This window comes from Algihabitans albus (assembly GCF_003572205.1).
In the GTDB taxonomy this organism is placed as follows: Bacteria; Pseudomonadota; Alphaproteobacteria; order Kiloniellales; family DSM-21159; genus Algihabitans; species Algihabitans albus.
Window position 1 is genome coordinate 31001 of the sequence record NZ_QXNY01000008.1, and the last position, 19015, is coordinate 50015.

Below are 19015 nucleotides of genomic sequence, written 5' to 3' on the forward strand. Positions count from 1 at the left end.
CCGCCCGGTTTTCGTCTGGCGGCCCCCGGCGCGACCCGGTGCCGCGCGCTCCTCATGAAAGGGCCAGATCATGGTCGATGCCAAGATGCTCTATCCGACGACGCCGGCCCGCAGACTGGACGACAGCAGGTCCGGTGCGGACGACGAAAGAGCCCGGCCGCTGGATCTCGCGGGCCGGGGCTTCGCGAGTGGTTTCGCTGGCGCGGAGGTGTCGCCAGCGGATCTGTCAGGCGAAGGCACCGGCGTCCCCGAGCGGCCGGAGCGGGACGCGAAGGCCGCCGCCGAGGAGACCGCCCAGCAGGCAACCACAGAAATGCTTGGGGAGGCGCCCGGGGAGACGCCCGAGCCGAGGGCCGAGCTGACGCCGGAGCAGCGCACGGCGCTGTTCTACACGGCACCGGACGGACCGGTGGCGACGGCCGGACAGGTCGCGTTGGGACTCTCCGGCTTCTTCGACGGGCTGCAGGCCAGCTTGTCCGACGCGCCGGAGCGGTGCGACCAGGCCGCCGAGGCCGAGCGCGCGCTGCCGGCCGCCCTGAGCGAGGCCGGCTTGGCGGCTGGAGATCTGCGTGAGCTGACCGGCCTGATCGAGGGCTACGTCCGAGCGGTCGGCGAGATGGAGCCGGGACAGGGGCAGGAACAAATCGAGCAACAAGAAAAGAGACAAGGACAGGACTACGCCCGCGCCGAAGCAAGGCTGCGCGAGACCTTCGGGCCGCGCGCCGGACCGCTGCTCGCCGATGCCCGCGCCGCCGTGGCGTTGGTCGAGCGCCGAAGCCCCGGCTTCAAGGCTTGGCTGGACGCGACCGGGGCCGGCAACGACCCGCGCATCCTGCGCGCCGCAATTCGCGCCGGCCGGCGTCTGCGTCGGGAGGGCCGTCTCTAGTGCGTGTGCCCCGCGTTACCGAACAGCAGGTCCAGATCGCGCCGTTGCCTAACGCGCGCCAGCGGTTGACGGTCTCGGCCGACACCTTCGGCGCCCAGCGTGCCCGGCACCTGTCCCAGGGCGCCGAGGGCCTGGCGCAAGCCGGCGATGCGCTCGCCCGGGTCGGCTTCGAACGCCAGGCCGAGCGGACCGAGGCGGAAGCCGAAGAGGCCTTCGCGCGCTGGCAGGTCGCGGCGACCGATACCCTGGCGGGCTTTCGCGGTCTGCAGGGCGGGGACGCGGTCGGCGCCTACGACGCGGCGTTCGCGGAATTGACCGGCCTGCAGAGGCGGATCGGCGGCGCGCTTGGCGGCGGATCCGGAAGCGACGGTGGCGGGAGTGGCAGGGGGCGGGCCTATGCGCTCTTCACGCGGCAGGTCGCCAACCGGCAGCCGGCCTTCGCGGCTGGCCTGGAACGGCATCGCGACGCCCAATCCCGGGTTTACCGGACCGCCGCGATGGAGGCCCGCATGCAGTCAGCGGTGGCCGCTGGTTTGGCCGACCCCTTGTTGGGTCCGGGGGCCGAGCTGGAGATCCGGGCTGTCGCCCAACAGCAGGGCGAGGCGCAGGGCCTGCCGCCGGAGACGGTCGAGGCCATCGCGCTCGGCCACATCTCGAAGATCCATCTCGGCAGGGTGGACCGCCTGCTGGCCGAGGGGCGCGGCGCGGAGGCGCGGACCTACCTGGAAAGCCACGGGCAGGGGATGACCGCCGCCGACCGGCTGCTGCTCGACACCAAGACGAGTGCGGTGGAGCGCACGGCCGAGGTGAAGGCGCTGTACCAGGCCATCGCGACCGGCGCGCCGTTGCCCGCCTCTGCCAGAGAGCGGGGAGCGGCGTCGGAGGGCGACCCTTCGCCGGTCGAGTCCCTGGCGCCCGCAGCCGCTTTCGGCCCTCGTGCAACGGCGGCTCAGGCGAAGGCGGCCGTGCAGGCGGAGATTCTGGCCGGCAGTCCGCAGGCGGGGCCGCATAAGGTCTATCGGAAGCGGATGGCGCGACTGGCTGGTGTGGAGGCCGAGGATCCCCGGGTGCGCGGCGGCGCGGCGGACGAGCTGACGGCGGCCTACGAGCGGGAGACGGCGGCGCTGCGGGGCGCCAAGGCGACGGCGCAGGTGGAGATCCAGCGCGGCCTGCGCGCTGGCGAGGTCACACCCGCGAGCCTGCCGCCGGACCTGGCGGCGGTGTTGAGCGAGAGCGAGCGGGACGAGCTGGAGGACTGGTGGCGGACCGGCCTGGCGGTCGAGCCCGACGCGGCCTTGTTCGAGGCGCTGCACGCGCTGTTCCCCGCCTTCCCGGACGAGGTCTCTCTAGAGGCCCCGCAAATCGCCCGGCATCTGAGCCAAGAGCAGGAGGCCTTCGCGCGGCGTCGGCTGGAAGAGGGTGGCGCGCCGAACGCGCCCGGCCCGGCAAACGGTTCGCCTAAGGCGGTGGAGGGCGAGGGCAGCCCAGTCCGTCTGGGCGAGCTGGATGAGACGCTGGAGGACGCGGGCTTCGAGGTCTGGACGAACGGCGCCGAGGTTCCCTGGGATATCAACCGCCGCCCTGCCGGCACGTTGCCCACCGAGGACGAGCCGCGCGAGACCCAGGTCGCCGCCGGCATCTTCGGAGACGATGGGGATGAGGGCGGAGGCGACGGGCAGGACGGCAGGCAGGACAGCGGTGGGGGTAACCGGCCGGGTGGTGAGCCGGAACAAGCCGCACCGCCCGAGGCGCCGCGGGACGCGCCCGCCGAGCCGGAAGCTGCGCCGTCTGAGGCCGAGGAAGACGCTGCTTTCGATGAGGCGGCAGCGAAGGCTCTCGCGGATCTGATCGAGCAGGCGGCCGATCTTACCGGCTTGTCCGAGGAGCAGATCGAGCTGCTGGGCCGCGAGACCCTGAAGCTCATCCCTGGGGTCGGGGCGCCCTTGTCCTATCAGGACGGCGTCGAGGCCCTGGCCCAAGCACGGCGTGCCCTGGACGACGAAGACCACTGGGCTGCGCTGCTGGCCGCGAGCGAAGGTCTGATCGAGCTCGCCGGGATTGTCCCCGTCCTCGGGCCCTTCGTCCGTGGTGCCAGGACGGCCGGAAAGGTGATCGGACGTGCGGCGCTCGAAATCCTCGGGCGGGTTCGTAAGACCCCGCGCGGCCGGGACCTGGCGCGAGCGAAGAAGCCAGGCGGTTCGACCGCCCGCGCGCCGCAGGGCAGCGTTGCGCGGCTCCGCACCAAGTCGGGAGTCGAGGCGGGGGTCGAGACCGCGGGCCAGCGTCTGGATGTCATTCGGCGCCTCAAGAGTGTGATTGGCTATCTCAGGCCATCCGACGAGGTGTCGGTGATGGGGCTGATCAGCGGCGGGCGCTTGAAAAATGAAGCAAGAACGGCTGGGCACATAGTCAATATCCAGCGCGGCGGCGGTGCTGCCGCAGCCGATGCGGCCTTCGAGCGGATCATACGGGAACAGGGCGGTACGCTTGGGGATGTAGTTTACAAAGGTAGAGGCAGGCGTCTCTTTACAACGCGTGACGGAACCACCTATACGCGAAGGCTGAGTACCAACAGAAATGGTGAGACCGTTTCGGTGATCGTGGTGGCGCCCGGCGCGAACGATATGAACAGGTTCGATATCAAAGTTCGCTTTGGCGACGAAGGGGTGCAGCGATGAAGACCAAGCATTCCGATGGTTTCGAATTTCAGGTCTTGGAGCCGGCAGAAAGCTGGGACCGGGCTCTACCTCGCTATAGCGAAGTCTTCGTGCTGGGCGAGGGAGGAGGGTTAGATGACCGACCGCTTTATCGTCGAGATCGACCTATGCGTATTTTTCGTAATCCGAATTGGCAGGTGGTGGCACTATTCAATGAACCCTTCTTTTCAGGACTTCAAACGCTCCCGCCCGGCGAACCCGAGATGTGTCGAGGCCTTTTCGAACGCGACCACCTCGCGCCGCTTCTCAGCATTCTTCAGGAACGACAGACTCCGCATATCTATCTCACCTACATGGGCGGACCCGATCAGCTGGAAACTCTTCTGATTCCACCACGGCGACCGGAGCTGAATGCGGCTTGGCTCAGCAATGATCTTTTCATGATGCTCTGTTGCTTCGCTACCGACGACCGGGCCGATTGGGGACTGGTGATTGACGAGAACGTCATGTACCTCGGTGGCGAACAGGACCTCATGAAAAGGTTCGCCGCTGAGTCTGGGGGGATGGACGAACTGATCCGCCTCTTTTCGCTCTACATCGAAGAACATACGGTGCCCGGTGCGCCGCACTACGGAGTCGCTCCAGCGCGTTTCTATCGCCATCTCTACAGCTACTGCGGCTGGGACTGGCCCTTCCCGGAGCCGCCTCTATAGCTACGATGTGACCGGTGAGTCGGGAGCTTGACGTAGAGCAGTCTTCTCACTGCCCAGGTCTACCTCGCCGTTAGCCGGTCCCTGGTGCCTCTCGACTTCCCCTGCGGACTTCGGCCTCTGCGGACTTCGGCCTCTGTGCAACGGCGGCCCAGGCCAAGGTCTTGGCCGGCAGTCCGCAGGCGGAGCCGCACCGGTTCCACCTGGAGCGGATGGAGTGTCTAGCCTCGGGAGATGTGCAGGGGCGCAGCGGTTACTGCTTGCACGCTGTGCAGTGGCGCCCCGCGAGATTTCTATTCCGTATCTGTGAAGAAGGACGTGACATGGCTCTCGCCAGGAGTGGTTTATCGCCTGCTGTTGGGCACGCGTCTTCTCCCGCCGCCAGTGCGCGTGAGGCCGCGATGGCGGCCGTGAGTCGCGACGGGAATCTGGATCCGACTACGAACCCCGACCGTGCGTCGGCGAGGCCCGCCGAAGCGCCGGTTCAGAGCCAAGCGGAAGCAACAACGGCGACTCGCCGCAGCCGAGCTGTCAGCCCGCAGGAGTCGCAGTGGGAGGCGGCGCTGGCGCGGGCGCGCTGGGTGGCGCGCCTGGGAGTGCGCAAGCAGCGGCCGGACGGCGCCCGCGAGGATTGGCTGGAGCCGGGGCAGCGCGCGGAGTTGGAGCGGCGCGGGCGTCTGCGTCTCGCGCTCTACAAGGCCGCGGATGCCTTCGCCGCGCGAGAAGGCCGCGCGCCGGACAAGCGCGAGCAGCGCCAGCTGCTCGCCCGGCTGATCGCCGAAGAGGAGGACTCCCGGGAGACCTGGAGCCGCGCCGCCGCTGCCTTCGCCGAGGGGAGGCCCGAGTTTGCGCGCGAGTTCCTTCGGCGTTTCGTGGCCGATGGTCCGCGCCGGCCTGGAGGGACCTCAGAAGCATCCTCGCTACGCGCTGCTTCCGACCTGCGTGAAACTGAGCTCGCCGTGGGTCTTCTCGAAGACGGGAGAACCTCCGACCCGGCGGTTGAAAACGGCGGCTCCCTGGGCGCGCCGAGGCAGGACCCCGATGACCGTCCGGACAGGAGGCCCGAGACCAATGGGCCGCCGGAGGATCAGGCGGTCCCCGACGACTTACAGGTTCCTCAAGACTCCGAAGCCCTTCTGCGAGAGCTGGTGGGCGACGAGCTCTACGACCAGATCTGGTTCGGCTCCATCGAGACCATGGCGCGAGAGATGGATATCGACTTGGAGCTGGTGGAGCGGGCGGGCCCCGAGGGCGCGGCGGCACTTGCCGCCGTCGCGCTGTTCCGGCATCTCGAAATCCAGCTTCACAAGAACAAGGTTAACCATCTTGCCGTCGCGCTTGGCCGGCGAGGGCATAAGCAGTTGGAATCCAAACTGCTCGCCCGGCTCGCCTTTCAGAATTCGTTGGGCCCCGACCATGAACGTTATTCCGCGACCAATCAGGAATTGTTGGAGGCTAGCGCCATCGATGCCAAGGCGCTGCCATTCTTGCGCGCTCTCGACTCGCTCGTGGGTAAAGCACCGGGAGTCTCACTCGTTGCCAAGGCGATACCGCAGCTCTTGATTGGCGGACTCGAGAACAGCATCGCCGATCGCAATCGCATTATCCGCGCACGCAGCGGCGAGACGGATGGCGCCGAGCAGTTGCGTTGAGACAGGATCGCACGGCGCTCTCAATCTAGAATTGGAGGAAGACTGACGCCTTGAATGGGATCTCCGAGGCGGGTCCATCCGGGGCGATCCAGCTCTAAGGCCAGTATCCGGGACGCCGGCACCAGGTCATTCCGGATTCGGCTAGGCGCCGAAGCATGGCACCGTCTTCGACCCAAGGCTGGGGCAGAGGGTAGAGATCGACCGGCGGGGTCGTCTCCGGCCGGAAGCCGATCTGCAGGCGCTGGGCAGTGGCGAACTCCTCATCCGACATGATCAGCCACATGATCTGGATGGTCGCCTCTGCCCCAAGCTCGCCGCGCGCCGCGGCCGCGACGGCCCAGAGGTGCGCGCGCACCCGGTCGTAAATCACGCCTTCGCCCTGGGTATAGGCAATCGCGAGAAAGCTCATGGCAAGCGCATGTCCGCCCCGGGCCGCCTTGTCCCACCAGACCAGCGCCATACAGGCGTCGTGCCGGAAGAACTCTCCGACTTCGTACATCTCGCCGATCTTGAACTGAGCCTGGGGATCTCCGTCCACGGCGAGAGGAAAGAGCAGACGGGCGGCCTCCTCGAAGTCGCCTGCGGCATGGGCGGCCAAACCTCGCTGCAAGGCGTTCTCGGCACCGAGCGGAGCGGCGTCGATGAGCAGAAAGACGAGCAGCGCGGCCGAGGCGATACTGGCAAGCAATCGACGGTGAGGCGACATCGACGTATCCGCGAAGGTGAGTGTGAAGCGCGAAAAATCGGATTCGGACGAGGTGCGGTCAGGGGTCCCTGCCGGCGGTGCCAAGATAGAGAAGACGACCCTATGGAGCACCAAGCTACACCAAACGGATTATTCTATCATCCCGGAAAATACCCAAATACGCCGTTGTCGATTCCTTCGTGGCCGGTCGCAGCCGGTCTCACCAGGAAAAGTGCATCGAGCTTGGATTTGACACTGCGTCTGGCGCTCGAGTGAGCTGGTTGGGCCACTCTTGCTCTTTTTTGTAGAAGGCGTGATCTAAAGGAGCCGGAACGGTCGGACGGGTGTTGCTCGCTTGCGTCGCGATCCTTGTGTTTTAAGCGGCCGGGGCCGGCTCCTCCTAAAGCCGCGCGCAGCTGGACCCGAAAAACATAGCGCGCGATGATTGCGGTGTGGTCATCGACGTAAGGCGACTCGTCCCGAGTCCGGTTCGATCGCAAGACTCCGAGGCCGAGGTCCGTGCTGCAGCGTTTCTGCCGAGACTGTATCGCAAGCCACTCTCATATTCCATGAAAAGGAGACAGAATCGCTATGACCGTTCCGACGGAAACGGCGCGCTCGGGCCCTTACGTGGGCAATGGTGCGACCGACACTTTTACGTATGAGTTCCGTATTCAGCAGGACGCCGATCTGCTGGTGACGCAGCTCGACCAGGCTGGCCGGGAAACGGCCTTAACTCTCGGCGTCGACTACAGCGTGACCGGCGTAGATCGGCCGGAGGGCGGCGATGTGATCCTGGTCGCCCCTCTCCCGAGCGGTGTCCGGCTCGTCATCACCCGAGACGTGCCGGCAACCCAGGAGGTCGATTTGGAGAACCAAGGCGCCTTCTTCGCGGAAACGATCGAGAGAGCCTTTGACAAGCTGACCATGCTGGCGCAGCAGAACAAGGAGAGCGACGCTCGTACGGTGACCTTGCCGGTGGCGAGCGACGGCGTTTCGGCGAGGCTTCCGGGAGCGGTGCCAGACACGCTCATCGGATGGAATGCGGCTGGAGACGCGCTCGAAAACAAGATTCCCAATACGGCGGCCTATCTCGTTGCGCCCTTAGCCGACCTGACATCGGCCGAGGCCACGCAGCTTCTTTCTATCGGCTCGACCACGATCAGCCCAGCGCAGTGGGGCTACTTGGGTGCGATGAGTGCCGAGGCGGGCCGGTTACGGCGAATAGTGACTTTTACGAGTGTCGGCACTTACAACAAGCCATCTTGGCTAAGAACGGCGCGCATTCGCGTGTGGGGTGGGGGCGGGGGCGGTGCAGGTGGCTACGGCGTCGCTGGCTCATCGGGCTCAGGTGGCGGTGGCGGTTGTGCGGAAAGGTTGATAGCTGCCGACTCAATCAGCGCGAGCGAAACCGTCACTATAGGGGCCGCCGGCTCCGCTGGGTCGGCTGGGTCGAGCGGCGGCGGCGCTGGCGGGACAAGCTCCTTTGGCACGCTTTGCAGCGCCACGGGCGGCAGCGGCGGCCTGTACACTGGCGCCGACGGTGCGGCCCCCGGTAACGGGGGGAGCGGCATTGCTGGCGACGACAACAGGCCCGGCGGTGAGGGCATGAACGGCTCCGGATCAAATTCAATGGGTATCGGCGGCAACGCAGCAATGGGCGGTGGTCAAGGCGGACGCAGAAACTTCACTGGCGTCGCAGCAACTGGAAATAGCGGCACTGCGCCCGGAGGCGGAGGCGCCAGCGGTCTCACGTCTGGCGGCAATGGTGGCGCGGGAGCCGTCGGTCGCGTCGTGGTCTACGAGTACGAGTGAGGGCATCATGAAAGCACTAATCGAACCGACCGGCCGCATCGCTCAGGTGTCGGCCGAACCCTTTCCAGTTGCCAAGCCGCTTCTCTGGGTGGAGGTGCCCGACGACACAACGACGGCAGATACCTGGGACGGTGAGAAGGTCGTCAAGTACACAGACCCACCGGCCCCGGTTCCCGCGACTGTTACGCGATACCAAGGTATCGCCGCGCTTAAGGCGGCTGGCCTTTACGACCAGGTGATCGCTCTGCTTGACGACCCAGAAGTTCCGCAGGATGCCCGCGATCGGTGGGAACATCTGACCGTTTTCGAGCGCGACTCTCAGCTTATCGCTCAGTTGGCGCCCAAACTAGGCCAGAGCGACACCGATCTCGACAATCTCTTCATTTCGGCGGAACAGATCGAGTAGCCAGCAAGCAGTCTTAGAAAACAGCCAGCGCCGCCGGCCGGGCTTTGACGAGCCTGAGCCGGCGACTAAACGCTGATCTTGAGCGTTAACCTAGACGCAGAGATCTAAGCCCTCTGGGCCACAAACACCGACATCGGCTCCGGCAGCTTCGGCAGTGCCACGTGCTTTGGTGAAGCCCGAAAACCGATCTGGCCGAGAAGGTCGAGTAGGTCCGACCCGTAGTTGCGCCACGTGAAGACGCCACCGTCTCCAGCGAAAGGATCGCCGTGATACTCGGGCAGCAGAACATCATGGATAGATCCGTCCGGCTCACGCCTTGCGCGAAGCTTAGTCTCTTGCCCGTCATATGAAAAAGGCACGGTGAAAACGTCGCGCCCGCAGGGTTTGAGGGTGCGGAAAGTTTCTCTAAAGGCGGTCTGATCGTCCTCGACGTGTTCCATGACGCCGGTCGAAGTGATCAGGTCGAACTCCTGATCGGAGAAGGTCAGGCTCTCCAGGTTCTCGCAGCGTACACCGTTGGCGGTCTCGCCAGGTGCACCGATGGCCAGTTCGGAGCTGATCAAACGAAAGCCCACGCGGCCCGCATCCTTGCGGAGCTGACAGAACAGCGCGCCGTGATGGGAGACTTCGTAGGCAGTGCCGCTCTTGAGGCCGAACAGATCATCACCAAAGTACTGGCGAATCAGAGAGTAGATCCCGCGATGGTGGGCGGTGCTCCGGCAGCCAAGGCACCGTATTCCGATGCGTGGACTTTCATCGGTGCGCAGGTGCCACGTCGTTCGCCGGCAGATGGGACAGGCCGCGCAGATCGGAGGATGGCTGAGCTGGAGACGCAGTCGTTCCGCAGTGAGCATGCGCATGGTCGTTCGCAGGTGCATTGGCCTGTCTAGAAGCTAGAATAAAAATTCACTGATATATGGGAATTACATCATACGCCTAGATCTAAAAGGCCTAGCCTCCCTTGTGGTGGTCTTTTTAGCCGCAAGCAGGCTGGTTCAACAGGCTGGCCGGCTTTTTGTAGTCACTACCGGCGGAGGTTGGCGCGGTTTCACCCGAAACTCTTCCCGTCGCAACAAGGAGGCGTAAGCCATCAGAGTCCCTTCGGCCTGGACGACTCAGCGAAGCCAGCCCCTTCGGGTCGGCTTGAGCACCGGGGCATCACCACCGCGCTCAATGCTGTGAGAGAGACTCGGTTCTTTCGCGGGTCGGTGCCGCGTTGTTTGGTGCTCCGTGAGATGCCTGTTCAAACGGCTGTACGAGCAGCTTCGTCGAGCGCACCTGCGGCAGCGCCCGGCCCAAGGCTTGTCTCGCCGTATGTAGTGTGAAGCCGCGCGCGCATCGCCAGTCCGGGAGGGGGCGAAAGCCTGCGCGTCCTATGAGGATCGACAGGGACTCCGGCGTAAAGCCGTGGAGGTGCTCGAACGGCGCCAGTGTGTGTGGCCGGCTACCATCGAACGGCCAGACACGCCAGAGATCCGTGCCCTCGGGCGCGCGCCGCAGGTTGGGAACGGTGATGCGCACGACGGTCCGGTCGCGGCAGAGGCCGCGAATGTCACTCAGGACGCTTGCCGGGTCGGGCAGATGCTCGAGGACCTGTTCGAGGTTGACGACATCGAACGGGCCGGCGAGATCGTCAAGCTCGTGTATCACGATGATGCCGTGCCGCTCTTGCGTTCGTGTTCGGCTGGGCTCGAAGGCGGTCACCCGGAAGCCGGTCTCGACAGCGGCGGCGGCCCAGCGACCGCTCCCGGCGCCATAGTCCAGCAGCGTCGGTGTTTGTGCCGGACTCAGGCGGCGTAACCGGGCCATCTCTCGACGCATGCTGGGCGACGGCTCGTGCTTCGCCTCGCCAGGTCGCAGTGGCTGCGAAGCGTCGTACATCGCCATCAACTGATCGTGGCTCGGCTGTTGCGCGTACCAGGCGTGGCCGCAGCCGCCGCACTGGCGCACGCGAAGTGCAAACTGGTCCAGCCAGGGGTCCATGAGGCCGCGGTACTTCTTGCCGCTGAACGCGATAAAGCGCTCGCGCGCCTCGGCGGTCGCCTCGGCGACCACGCGCGACAGCGGGTTTGTACAAGCCGGACAGATGCAGATTTCTCTCATGGGCAGACGATAGACCATGAGTTCGCCGACGAGAAGCGGAGGCCGTCCTTCGGGGCGGCCTTTTTCGTGGCCACCGCCGCCGGAGTCTGGCGCGGTCCCTCCCCGAACCCACCCCATCGTAAGAAGGAAGCGCAATGCGCCAGGAGCCCTCTGCCGTGCATGACGAGCAGGGCCACCAGTACGCGGAAACCAGCGGCGGCAACGGTTGGCGCTTCGCCGGCAAGGTCGCCGCCGCCGTCTGCGCTCCCTTGGTGGTCGCGATGGTCACCAACCTCTTCGTCGTAGGCCAGTGGGTCGGCTCCATCACCGAGAAGGTTGAGGGCCTCAGCAGGGAGATCGAGGGGATCGCCCGAATTGAGGAACGGATCCGAGTACTAGAGCTTGAAGGCGCGGCCCGACGCGGCCGGGATAGCGGCGGCTTGCAACCGCCAACAGACCAGTAAACCAGAACCTTGAAGGAGAATTCGCACATGTCTACGCCATTGCAATTGCGTCGCGAGTCCGCGGTGGATCTGGCCGCGACCACGCCGGCGGAAGCCGAGCCCGCCTACGACCAGACAAATAGTCGACTGGTCGTCGGCGATGGTGTCCAGGCTGGCGGTATTCCTCATGCCTCCTATCGTGATGTGCAGGCGCAAACCTTCTCATACGGAGTAGCGATTCCTGTCGGCGATGACTACAGTCTCGACCTCGATCCGCCCTTGGTCGCCTACAGAGACGGTGTGACCGTCACCTTCAAGCCGCTGAGAGACAGCATGGGCCCGGCCACTTTGAACGTGAACGGTCAGGGGGCTCTTCCGATACGCAAGGTCGTGGGCATCGCGCTCGTTGACACGGTGGCGGGTGATCTGCAGGCCGGTCAGGTGTTTCAAGCGACGCAAATCGACGGCTTCTTTCAGCTTCTGAACCGACAGCCCTAGTCGCCTCAGTCCAGTAGGGGAGCCGACTTGATCTCAAGTGGCTCCCTTGCTGGCCGAGGCCCGGCGGACATCGGATCGATCGCGCAGGACGGGCGCTAAATCGATGCTGGAAGTTCTTTCCCTACTTATCAGCCAATAGAACCCGGCGGGAGACGGTCATGGCGCTTGTGACTGACTGGTCGCGTTATCCAAACTTCACCGAAAGCGAGTTCGTCTGCTCTCACACGGGTCGGTGTGAGATGCAGTCGGAGCTGCTCGACAAGCTGCAAGCTCTTCGCAGCCAACTCGGGCAGCCCCTCGTCGTGTCGTCCGGCTATCGCGATCCAAGTCACCCCGTCGAGGGGCGCAAAGTCAGCCCTGGAGCTCACGCCTACGGGTATGCGGTCGATCTGCGCTGCAACGGACAGCTCGCGTACCTTGTGCTGGCCTTTGCGGCCGGCATCGGCTTCGAGCGCATCGGGGTGGCTCAGAAAGGCGCACGCGGCAGCCGCTTCATTCACCTGGACACCTGGCCCGATGGACCCGCTCCAGCGGTCTGGAGCTACTGAGCGCGCGCCAAGCTTGCGCTTTCTCACGACTGGGGGCTCTCGCGCGGCAGCTCCCGGCACCCCTTTCGCCTTCACCGCCGTGCCGTCCTTGACCAAGAAAAGGAACTCACGTCATGAACTTCGCCAACTACCGCAAGCTCATCGTCGCGCTGATCGGCGCCCTGCTGATCGCGGTCGACCAGTTCCTCGGCTTTTCCGTCTCTTGGGAAGCCGAGGAGATCGTCAATACGGCGGTCCCGATCCTGACCGCCCTGGGGGTCTGGATCGTGCCGAACGATCCGGAGCCGGCGTGACCTGGCTTACGGTCCTACGGTTGCTCCTGTCTCTGACAGACGGTCTCGTCGCAACGCTGCGGGACCGTCAGTTGCTCGAGGTCGGTGAGGCGAAGGCGATCGCCAAGGGACTGGAGGATAGCCGTGCAGCCCTTGAGGAACTTCGCCGTGCTCGCCGGGATCCTGTTGTCCGCCAGCGGGTGCGCGACACCTGGACTCGGGACGACCGACCCTAGCTTCTGCCAGGTCTACGAACCTTATACTCTTCCGGCTTCAGCCTTGCAGGTCATGACGGCCGGAGAGATCAGGGCCTGGGAGGACAACTTGATAGCCTACGAGGGGCTCTGTCTGCTCAGCTCAAGCTAGCCAGTGTCCGCACGCTCGTTAAGCCCCCCAAGGTGATCGGCGTCCTTGCTACCCGGCTCAACCGATGGGCAGGCGGCGGTCGGCGCAAGGCTTGAGAAGGTCGACCAACTCGACCTTAAGCGCGCGCCTACTCCTCTGGGGCCAAGGGGGATAGCAGATCCTCCGTGTCTTCGCGTCTGCGCTCCTCTTTCACCCTCTCTTCGATCGAGACGTCCTTGTCGGCCGAGACGACCTTTGGGTCCTGCTTGGCGGGGACTGGCCGAGGATATGGGGATGGCGCGGGCTCCGGTGTGATCGGTACGCCTGCGCCATCGAACCGCAGCCGTTAGATCGGTTCCGGCAGACCGAACCCCTCGCTCTCCAGCGCCTCTTTCGTGACACGGATGGCTTCTCCGCGGGCGACCAGGAAATCCGTCTTGCGCTGGTCGATCCATCCGATCAGACGAACGACAACGTTGGAGTCCCCGACCGCTTGCGCCGTAGCCAGATCGGCGTCGGCATCGACGCCCAAGTCGAACTCGAAGCGGCGTTCGGGATTGGGGCTGAAGTTGAGGATGCGGCTTTTGAAGACGGTCGCGTTCGGGATGCGGATGTGGTTGCCGTCGGATGACAGCAGGATGGTGGCACGCGACGTCAGGCGTATGACGTTGCCTTGCTCGCCGTCGATCTCCACGAAATCGTTCGGCCTGAACGGCTGTCGCACGCTCAGTATGATGCTCGCCATGAAGTTCTCGACGGTGTCGCGAACGGCGAATCCGATGGCCAGACCGACAAGGCCGGCCGCCCCCAGCAGCGTCCCGATCAGGGCGACAGCGCCGAGGATATCGAGAGCGACCACCAGTCCGGCCAGAATGAAGGCGATTCGGACGATCTGCCGATAGATATCGGCGATAAAGCGATTCGGAGCCAAGCGTTCGAAAGGTTGCCGGCTGGTCGCCAGAATGAAACCGCAGGCCGCGATAACCAGAAAGACGGCGAAGGCGACGAGCAGCAGGGGAAGATAGGCGATCACTTGATCGAGCCGGGACAGGAAACGCTCCCAGGCCGGGTTGAGGCGGTCCGACAAGTCGGTCGTTTCCGCCACGGCATTTTCAATCGTGACCATGCCCTGGACCCGGGCGACCAAGGCTGCCAAGTCTTCGACATCGCCGGCTTCGAGAACCCGGCCCGTCAGCGTGACCACGCCCGCGTTCACCTCGACGGCGACCTGCGAGAAGTCTTCGATCTTACCGAGAATCGTGCGGATCCGACGTTCGATCGCGACGTCGGTTGCGTCGTCGTCGTCGAGGGAGATGCCGGCCGGCGGCTGTGTTCCCGGCACCGCGCTGTCCTGCGCGTGTCGCTGTCGCCATGATGGGTGGGTGGGCTGTCCGGAAGGGCCGGCGGTCGCAGCGGCGCTGTTCGGTCTCGCGAAGCCCGGGGGCCTTCGGCGAACCTCGGACAGTCCGCGATCTTCAATACGATGAGACGGGCGAGGCGCGCCTGCCGCATCGAAACGTCCCGTTCGCGGCACCGGCATGCGATCTAGTAGAGGCGCTCGACGCAGAAGTCGATGGCCTGGAGCAGTGCCTGCTTGGCGGCGTTGTCCGGAAAGATCCCAAGGTCCAGGCGCGCGCGCTCCGCATAGTCGCGGGCCCGCTGCTTCGAGTCCTCCAGCGCGCCGTGCCGCTGCATCAGGGCGAGGGCCTGCTCCAGGTCGCCGTCTCGCTGTTCCAGATCTTCGACGCAGCGCCGCCAGAAGCTCTTCTCGTCTTCGCTGCCACGCGCGAAGGCTAGAACAAGTGGCAAGGTGATCTTGCCTTCGCGAAAATCATCCCCGATCGACTTGCCGAGCGCCAGTTGTTCGGCCGAGTAATCCAGGATGTCGTCGACCAGTTGGAAGGCGTTGCCGAAGTTGAGGCCGAAGCTGCGCAGCGCCAGTTGCTCGCTGTCCGGCCGGTCGGCCACCACCGCGCCGATCTCGCAGGCGGCGGAGAAGAGCGCGGCAGTCTTCGCCTCGATCACCTCCAGATAGGCCTGTTCGTCGGTCGCCGTGTCGTTGGCGGTCATCAACTGGTGCACCTCGCCCTCGGCAATGGTGGCGGAGGCATCCGACAGCAGCTTGAGGACGGCCAGCGAGCCGTCTGCGACCATCAACTGAAAGGCTCGGGAAAAGAGGAAATCGCCGACCAGCACGCTGGCCTTGTTGCCCCAGACGGCGTTGGCCGTCTCCAGGCCGCGGCGCAGGTGGCTGTCGTCGACCACGTCGTCGTGCAGCAGGGTCGCCGTGTGAATGAACTCCACGCAGGCGGCGAGCGCATAGTGCCGTTCGCCCCGCGCGCCGCAAAGCCGGGCCGCGGCCAGTGTCAGCATGGGGCGCAGGCGCTTGCCCCCGGCCGCGACGATGTGTCCGGCCAATTGCGGGATCAGCGCCACCGGCGACTGCATTTTGTCCAGAATGATCCTATTGACCCGCGTCAGGTCGTCCGCGACCAGACCCTGCAGCGGCTCCAGACTGCCCGCCAGCGGCGGTTTGCCGTCCGTTCGGGACTGGTCCCGGCGGTCGGCTTGCATTTCGGCGACGGGGCGCAAGGCCAATACTTCGCTTTCTTATCTCTAGCTGACCGCCCTTGCCCGGTTCCTGCTCGGTAGGAGCCGGCGCAAAGCGCGTGCTACTGTGACCAATGTGGGGTTGCGCGGCCTGCCGACAACAGACCGACTCCCCAGCCCTCCCTTGCAACGGCAGCATAGGAACAAGCGGCGGGCGGTCAAGCGTTGGGGAAAACCGGCCGCATTTCTGGCGGATCTGAGAGTTCGGTCGGGAGATCGAGGTTATGCGCGAACTGTTGCGGACCAACGACCTGGTGAAGCTGTCCTGGCTGCAGGCGCTGTTGCGCGATGCCGGGATCGAGCCGCTGGTGCTGGACAGTCACGCCAGCGTGCTGGAGGGCTCGGCCATCGCCATCCCGCGCCGTCTGGTGGTGGTGGAGGAGGATTACGGTGCTGCGCGGCGTCTGCTGGAGCAGGCTGGGGAGGAGGTCTGGTCGGGCGAGGGTTGGTAACCATGACGACCAGCGACGACCGACTCCTGGACGGCCGGGTCTCTCTGCGCCAGCCGCTGGCGGGCTATCGCGCCGCGATCGACCCGGTCCTGCTGGCCGCCGCCGTTCCGGCCCGGCCCGGCGAACGGGTCCTGGAGTTGGGCTGCGGCGCCGGCGCCGCAGCGCTCTGTCTGCTGGTGCGTCTCCCCAATCTGTCCGTGACCGGGCTGGAACTGCAGCCGGGGCTGGCCGCGCTGGCCCGGCATAACGCGGAGGCAAACGGGCGGTCTGCCGAAGGTGCCGCGCCGCCTGCGGCGGGCCTGACCGTCCTGGAGGGCGACGTCGCCGCGCCGCCGAGGACCTTGGGCAGCGGTTACGACCGGGTGTTGCTCAATCCTCCGTTTCAGCTCTCCGCGGCCGAGGCGTCGCCTCTGGCCAGCAAGGATCTTGCGAATCGGGAAGCCAGCGCACCGCTGACCCTGTGGCTCGAACTCGGTCTCCGGCGGCTGAGGCAAGGCGGCACTCTGACGCTGATCCACCGGGCCGAGCGGTTGAGCTTCATTTTGGCCGCTCTGGAGGGGGCGGCCGGCGACCTTCGCGTGCTGCCGCTCTGGCCGCAGACCGGCAAGCCAGCAAAGCGCATCCTCGTCCAGGCAACACGGGGCAGCCGTGCCGGAACCACGCTGCTGCCGGGACTGTCGCTGCACGCGTCTGCAGGCCAATTCACCGCGGAAGCGGAGGCTGTCCTGCGTGGACGGGCGCAACTCTCCCTGGACGAGTGACAGCCGGCGGCCGGAATCGGACGGATGCCGCGCCGCAAAAACTCTTTGCCCGTCCGCCGGATTCCCTGAAATACTCGCTCGCAATTATACGAAGTGACAGGGGGTAACGGCTGGGCATGCGCGACGGAGCGGTCGCAGCGATCGACGTGCGCGACCTTACGAAGGTCTTCGGTAGCGGCACCGATCAGGTGCGTGCGCTCGACCGGGTCTCCCTGACGATCGCACGCAACGAGTTCTTCACCCTGCTGGGCCCCTCGGGCTGCGGCAAGACCACGCTGCTCCGTCTCATCGCGGGGTTCGAACAGCCGAGCCAGGGTGAGATCTTTTTGGACGGCGAGGACATCGCCGGCCGGCCGCCTTTCAAGCGCCCGGTCAACACCGTGTTCCAGTCCTACGCGCTCTTTCCCAACATGACGGTGGCGCAGAATGTCGCCTTCGGCCTCGAGATGCAGGGCTGGGAGCCGGCGCGCATCGGCGGCCGCGTCGCCGAGATGCTGGATCTGGTGAAGATGGAGCGGCTGGGCGACCGCCGCCCCGGCCAGCTCTCCGGCGGCCAGCAGCAGCGTGTCGCCCTGGCCCGGGCGCTGGCCAACGCCCCGCGCGTGCTGTTGCTCGACGAACCGCTTTCGGCGCTGGATTTCAAGCTGCGCAAGGAGATGCAGGTCGAGCTGAAACGTCTGCAGCGCGAAACCGGCATCACCTTCGTCTTCGTCACCCACGATCAGGAAGAGGCGCTGACCATGTCGGACCGTGTCGCGGTAATGTCCGACGGTACGGTGCAGCAGACCGGTGGCCCGGACGAGATCTACGAACGCCCGATCAACCGCTTCGTTGCAGACTTCATCGGCGAGACCAACTTCCTGCCGGCCGAAGTCGCACTGCGCGGCGCGCGCTACAGGGTCCCCGGCGGTGCTCTGCTGTCCGGCCGCGATCCCCACGATCATACCGAAGGTGCCGAGGTGACCCTGGCTTTGAGGCCGGAGCGTGTCGACTTGCTTGCCGGCGGGGACGGCCCGGCTGGCGATGTGGCCGGCGATGGCCATCTGACCGGCAGCGTGACGCAGGTGGTCTACTTCGGGACCGACACGCTCTACGTCCTGGAAATCGACGGCATTCCAGGCCCCTTTCAGGTGCGCGTGCAGAACCGCCAGGGGGCCCAGGCCGACTTCGCGGCCGGCGCGCGGGTCGGCGTTCGGGTCGGTGCCGATGCGGTTCAGGTGCTGGTCGACTGATGGCCGTGCCTCCGACGGACTCCCTCAGTGACTCGCCCTCCCTCTCTCCCCTGACTGCGCTCGCCGATCTGCTGCGCCGCAGCCGCAGGGCGCGTCTGATCGCCTTGATCGGACCGGCGCTGCTGATCATCGGCGTCTTCATGCTGCTGCCGATCGGGCTGATGGCCTATGTCTCGATGCTCGAGCGCGGCGTCAACGGCGGCGTGCAGTGGGGCGTCCATACCGTGGATGCCTATGTGGCCTTCCTCTTCGAAGAGAACCTGCTGGGCGATCTGGCGATCAACCCCGACTACCTGCAGATCTTCGCCCGCTCCTTCATCCTCTCCTCCGTCACCACTCTGGCTTGCCTGGCGATCGGGTTTCCGGCCGCCTTCTACATGGCGTTGCAGCCGGCGAAGTATCGCAACCTGCTGATCTTCCTGGTGACCATCCCCTTCTGGACCAACCTGCTGGTCCGCAACTACGCCTGGATCCTGCTGCTGCGCAGCAACGGTCTGGTCAACGAGAGCCTGATGGGATTGGGCCTGATCGATCAGCCCATCACCTTGCTCTACACCAACGTCGCCATCACGCTGGGGCTGGTCTATTCCTTCCTGCCCTTCATGGTGCTGCCGATCTACGCCAGCCTGGAAAAGCTCGATCTGCGGTTGGTCGAGGCGGCCTTCGACCTGGGCGCCAACAAGCGCCGCGCCTTCCAGCGGGTGATCGTGCCCTTGGCCCTGCCGGGCATCGCGGCGGGCTGTATTCTGGTCTTCGTTCCCTCGCTGGGCGCCTTCATCACGCCCGAGCTGCTCGGCGGCTCCAAGTCGATGATGATCGGCAACCTGATTCAGAGCCAGTTCGGGGCGGCGCGCAACTGGCCCCTGGGCGCGGCCCTGGCCTTCGCGCTGCTCTCCATCGTGCTGCTGGCGATGACGCTCTACCTGATGCGTTTCCGCCGCCCGCCGGGACGCGGGTAGAG

At 65.6% G+C, this 19015-nt stretch carries 20 protein-coding genes; 15 read left to right on the plus strand and 5 right to left on the minus strand.

From position 1 onward, the window contains the following. The first annotated feature begins 70 nt into the window (after positions 1-70). From DBZ32_RS20075 to DBZ32_RS20090, 4 genes are all read left to right on the plus strand, one after another. Positions 71-886: a hypothetical protein gene (locus DBZ32_RS20075; RefSeq protein WP_119169051.1), complete on the plus strand. Its 816-nt coding sequence runs from the start codon at positions 71-73 to the stop codon at positions 884-886. Continuing rightward, positions 886-3564: a hypothetical protein gene (locus DBZ32_RS20080; protein WP_119169052.1), complete on the plus strand. Its 2679-nt coding sequence runs from the start codon at positions 886-888 to the stop codon at positions 3562-3564. The genes DBZ32_RS20075 and DBZ32_RS20080 overlap by 1 nt, the downstream gene beginning before the upstream one ends. Beyond that, positions 3561-4256, plus strand: coding sequence for a hypothetical protein (locus DBZ32_RS20085; RefSeq protein WP_119169053.1), 696 nt, complete (start codon positions 3561-3563; stop codon positions 4254-4256). The genes DBZ32_RS20080 and DBZ32_RS20085 overlap by 4 nt, the downstream gene beginning before the upstream one ends. Positions 4257-4654: 398 nt before the next feature. Next, the gene (locus tag DBZ32_RS20090; protein ID WP_119169054.1) at positions 4655-5905 is read left to right on the plus strand and encodes a hypothetical protein; all 1251 of its coding nucleotides are present in this window, start codon (positions 4655-4657) and stop codon (positions 5903-5905) included. Positions 5906-5999: 94 nt separating this feature from the next. Here the strand turns inward: DBZ32_RS20090 and DBZ32_RS20095 are convergent, their stop codons facing one another. Further along, on the minus strand, positions 6000-6611 hold the full coding sequence (locus tag DBZ32_RS20095) for a tetratricopeptide repeat protein (RefSeq protein ID WP_162906878.1): 612 nt from the start codon (positions 6609-6611) through the stop codon (positions 6000-6002). Between the two features lie 570 nt (positions 6612-7181). Between DBZ32_RS20095 and DBZ32_RS20100 the strand changes: the two genes are divergently transcribed. After that, positions 7182-8405 carry a glycine-rich domain-containing protein gene (locus DBZ32_RS20100; RefSeq protein ID WP_119169056.1) on the plus strand — a complete coding sequence of 408 codons (1224 nt, stop codon included), beginning with the start codon at positions 7182-7184 and terminating at the stop codon, positions 8403-8405. A gap of 7 nt (positions 8406-8412) precedes the next feature. Further along, the gene (locus DBZ32_RS20105) at positions 8413-8811 is read left to right on the plus strand and encodes a hypothetical protein (protein WP_119169057.1); all 399 of its coding nucleotides are present in this window, start codon (positions 8413-8415) and stop codon (positions 8809-8811) included. Between the two features lie 104 nt (positions 8812-8915). Here the strand turns inward: DBZ32_RS20105 and DBZ32_RS22210 are convergent, their stop codons facing one another. Further along, positions 8916-9386: a class I SAM-dependent methyltransferase gene (locus DBZ32_RS22210; protein ID WP_162906879.1), complete on the minus strand. Its 471-nt coding sequence runs from the start codon at positions 9384-9386 to the stop codon at positions 8916-8918. Positions 9387-9981: 595 nt separating this feature from the next. Continuing rightward, positions 9982-10932, minus strand: a complete 951-nt coding sequence (locus DBZ32_RS20115) for a class I SAM-dependent methyltransferase (protein WP_208539344.1) — start codon at positions 10930-10932, stop codon at positions 9982-9984. A 116-nt stretch (positions 10933-11048) separates the two neighbouring features. Between DBZ32_RS20115 and DBZ32_RS20120 the strand changes: the two genes are divergently transcribed. The 5 genes from DBZ32_RS20120 to DBZ32_RS22215 all read left to right on the plus strand — a co-directional run bounded on the left by DBZ32_RS20120 (position 11049) and on the right by DBZ32_RS22215 (position 12890). Next, positions 11049-11357, plus strand: a complete 309-nt coding sequence (locus DBZ32_RS20120) for a hypothetical protein (RefSeq protein ID WP_119169060.1) — start codon at positions 11049-11051, stop codon at positions 11355-11357. Between the two features lie 27 nt (positions 11358-11384). After that, positions 11385-11834 (plus strand): hyaluronate lyase N-terminal domain-containing protein, encoded by a 450-nt coding sequence (locus DBZ32_RS20125; RefSeq protein WP_268877963.1) that lies wholly within the window; start codon positions 11385-11387, stop codon positions 11832-11834. Positions 11835-11992: 158 nt separating this feature from the next. After that, positions 11993-12382, plus strand: a complete 390-nt coding sequence (locus tag DBZ32_RS20130) for a D-Ala-D-Ala carboxypeptidase family metallohydrolase (protein ID WP_119169062.1) — start codon at positions 11993-11995, stop codon at positions 12380-12382. Positions 12383-12495: 113 nt separating this feature from the next. Then, a complete protein-coding gene (locus DBZ32_RS20135; RefSeq protein WP_119169063.1) occupies positions 12496-12675 on the plus strand; it encodes a hypothetical protein in 180 nt (59 codons plus the stop codon). Then, the gene (locus DBZ32_RS22215) at positions 12672-12890 is read left to right on the plus strand and encodes a hypothetical protein (protein WP_162906882.1); all 219 of its coding nucleotides are present in this window, start codon (positions 12672-12674) and stop codon (positions 12888-12890) included. Before DBZ32_RS20135 ends, DBZ32_RS22215 begins: the two co-directional genes overlap by 4 nt. A gap of 455 nt (positions 12891-13345) precedes the next feature. Here the strand turns inward: DBZ32_RS22215 and DBZ32_RS20145 are convergent, their stop codons facing one another. Together DBZ32_RS20145 and DBZ32_RS20150 are read right to left on the minus strand one after the other, a co-directional pair. After that, complete coding sequence (locus DBZ32_RS20145; RefSeq protein WP_208539345.1) at positions 13346-14341, minus strand: mechanosensitive ion channel domain-containing protein; 996 nt, start codon at positions 14339-14341, stop codon at positions 13346-13348. A gap of 203 nt (positions 14342-14544) precedes the next feature. Further along, entirely contained in the window at positions 14545-15573 is a 1029-nt protein-coding gene (locus tag DBZ32_RS20150) for a polyprenyl synthetase family protein (RefSeq protein ID WP_119169113.1), read from the minus strand. Positions 15574-15833: 260 nt separating this feature from the next. On the opposite strand from DBZ32_RS20150, the gene DBZ32_RS20155 reads away from it, so the two are divergent. From DBZ32_RS20155 to DBZ32_RS20170, 4 genes are all read left to right on the plus strand, one after another. Then, a complete protein-coding gene (locus DBZ32_RS20155; RefSeq protein ID WP_119169066.1) occupies positions 15834-16061 on the plus strand; it encodes a putative signal transducing protein in 228 nt (75 codons plus the stop codon). 2 nt (positions 16062-16063) lie between these two features. Beyond that, positions 16064-16822: a tRNA1(Val) (adenine(37)-N6)-methyltransferase gene (locus DBZ32_RS20160; RefSeq protein ID WP_119169067.1), complete on the plus strand. Its 759-nt coding sequence runs from the start codon at positions 16064-16066 to the stop codon at positions 16820-16822. Positions 16823-16938: 116 nt separating this feature from the next. Further along, the gene (locus DBZ32_RS20165) at positions 16939-18054 is read left to right on the plus strand and encodes an ABC transporter ATP-binding protein (RefSeq protein WP_119169068.1); all 1116 of its coding nucleotides are present in this window, start codon (positions 16939-16941) and stop codon (positions 18052-18054) included. Continuing rightward, positions 18054-19013 carry an ABC transporter permease gene (locus DBZ32_RS20170; protein ID WP_119169069.1) on the plus strand — a complete coding sequence of 320 codons (960 nt, stop codon included), beginning with the start codon at positions 18054-18056 and terminating at the stop codon, positions 19011-19013. The genes DBZ32_RS20165 and DBZ32_RS20170 overlap by 1 nt, the downstream gene beginning before the upstream one ends. The last annotated feature ends 2 nt before the right edge of the window (positions 19014-19015 follow it).

Excerpts from the sequence above, each read along its gene's own strand:
- DBZ32_RS20115 (WP_208539344.1), bottom strand. The coding sequence starts at position 10,932 with ATGGTCTATCGTCTGCCCATGAGAGAAATCTGCATCTGTCCGGCTTGT.
- DBZ32_RS20165 (WP_119169068.1), top strand. The coding sequence starts at position 16,939 with ATGCGCGACGGAGCGGTCGCAGCGATCGACGTGCGCGACCTTACGAAG.
- DBZ32_RS20155 (WP_119169066.1), top strand. The coding sequence starts at position 15,834 with ATGCGCGAACTGTTGCGGACCAACGACCTGGTGAAGCTGTCCTGGCTG.
- DBZ32_RS20150 (WP_119169113.1), bottom strand. The coding sequence starts at position 15,573 with ATGCAAGCCGACCGCCGGGACCAGTCCCGAACGGACGGCAAACCGCCG.
- DBZ32_RS20100 (WP_119169056.1), top strand. The coding sequence starts at position 7,182 with ATGACCGTTCCGACGGAAACGGCGCGCTCGGGCCCTTACGTGGGCAAT.
- DBZ32_RS20135 (WP_119169063.1), top strand. The coding sequence starts at position 12,496 with ATGAACTTCGCCAACTACCGCAAGCTCATCGTCGCGCTGATCGGCGCC.
- DBZ32_RS20120 (WP_119169060.1), top strand. The coding sequence starts at position 11,049 with ATGCGCCAGGAGCCCTCTGCCGTGCATGACGAGCAGGGCCACCAGTAC.
- DBZ32_RS20105 (WP_119169057.1), top strand. The coding sequence starts at position 8,413 with ATGAAAGCACTAATCGAACCGACCGGCCGCATCGCTCAGGTGTCGGCC.
- DBZ32_RS20130 (WP_119169062.1), top strand. The coding sequence starts at position 11,993 with ATGGCGCTTGTGACTGACTGGTCGCGTTATCCAAACTTCACCGAAAGC.
- DBZ32_RS20090 (WP_119169054.1), top strand. The coding sequence starts at position 4,655 with ATGGCGGCCGTGAGTCGCGACGGGAATCTGGATCCGACTACGAACCCC.
- DBZ32_RS20075 (WP_119169051.1), top strand. The coding sequence starts at position 71 with ATGGTCGATGCCAAGATGCTCTATCCGACGACGCCGGCCCGCAGACTG.
- DBZ32_RS20095 (WP_162906878.1), bottom strand. The coding sequence starts at position 6,611 with ATGTCGCCTCACCGTCGATTGCTTGCCAGTATCGCCTCGGCCGCGCTG.
- DBZ32_RS20125 (WP_268877963.1), top strand. The coding sequence starts at position 11,385 with ATGTCTACGCCATTGCAATTGCGTCGCGAGTCCGCGGTGGATCTGGCC.
- DBZ32_RS20160 (WP_119169067.1), top strand. The coding sequence starts at position 16,064 with ATGACGACCAGCGACGACCGACTCCTGGACGGCCGGGTCTCTCTGCGC.
- DBZ32_RS20170 (WP_119169069.1), top strand. The coding sequence starts at position 18,054 with ATGGCCGTGCCTCCGACGGACTCCCTCAGTGACTCGCCCTCCCTCTCT.
- DBZ32_RS20085 (WP_119169053.1), top strand. The coding sequence starts at position 3,561 with ATGAAGACCAAGCATTCCGATGGTTTCGAATTTCAGGTCTTGGAGCCG.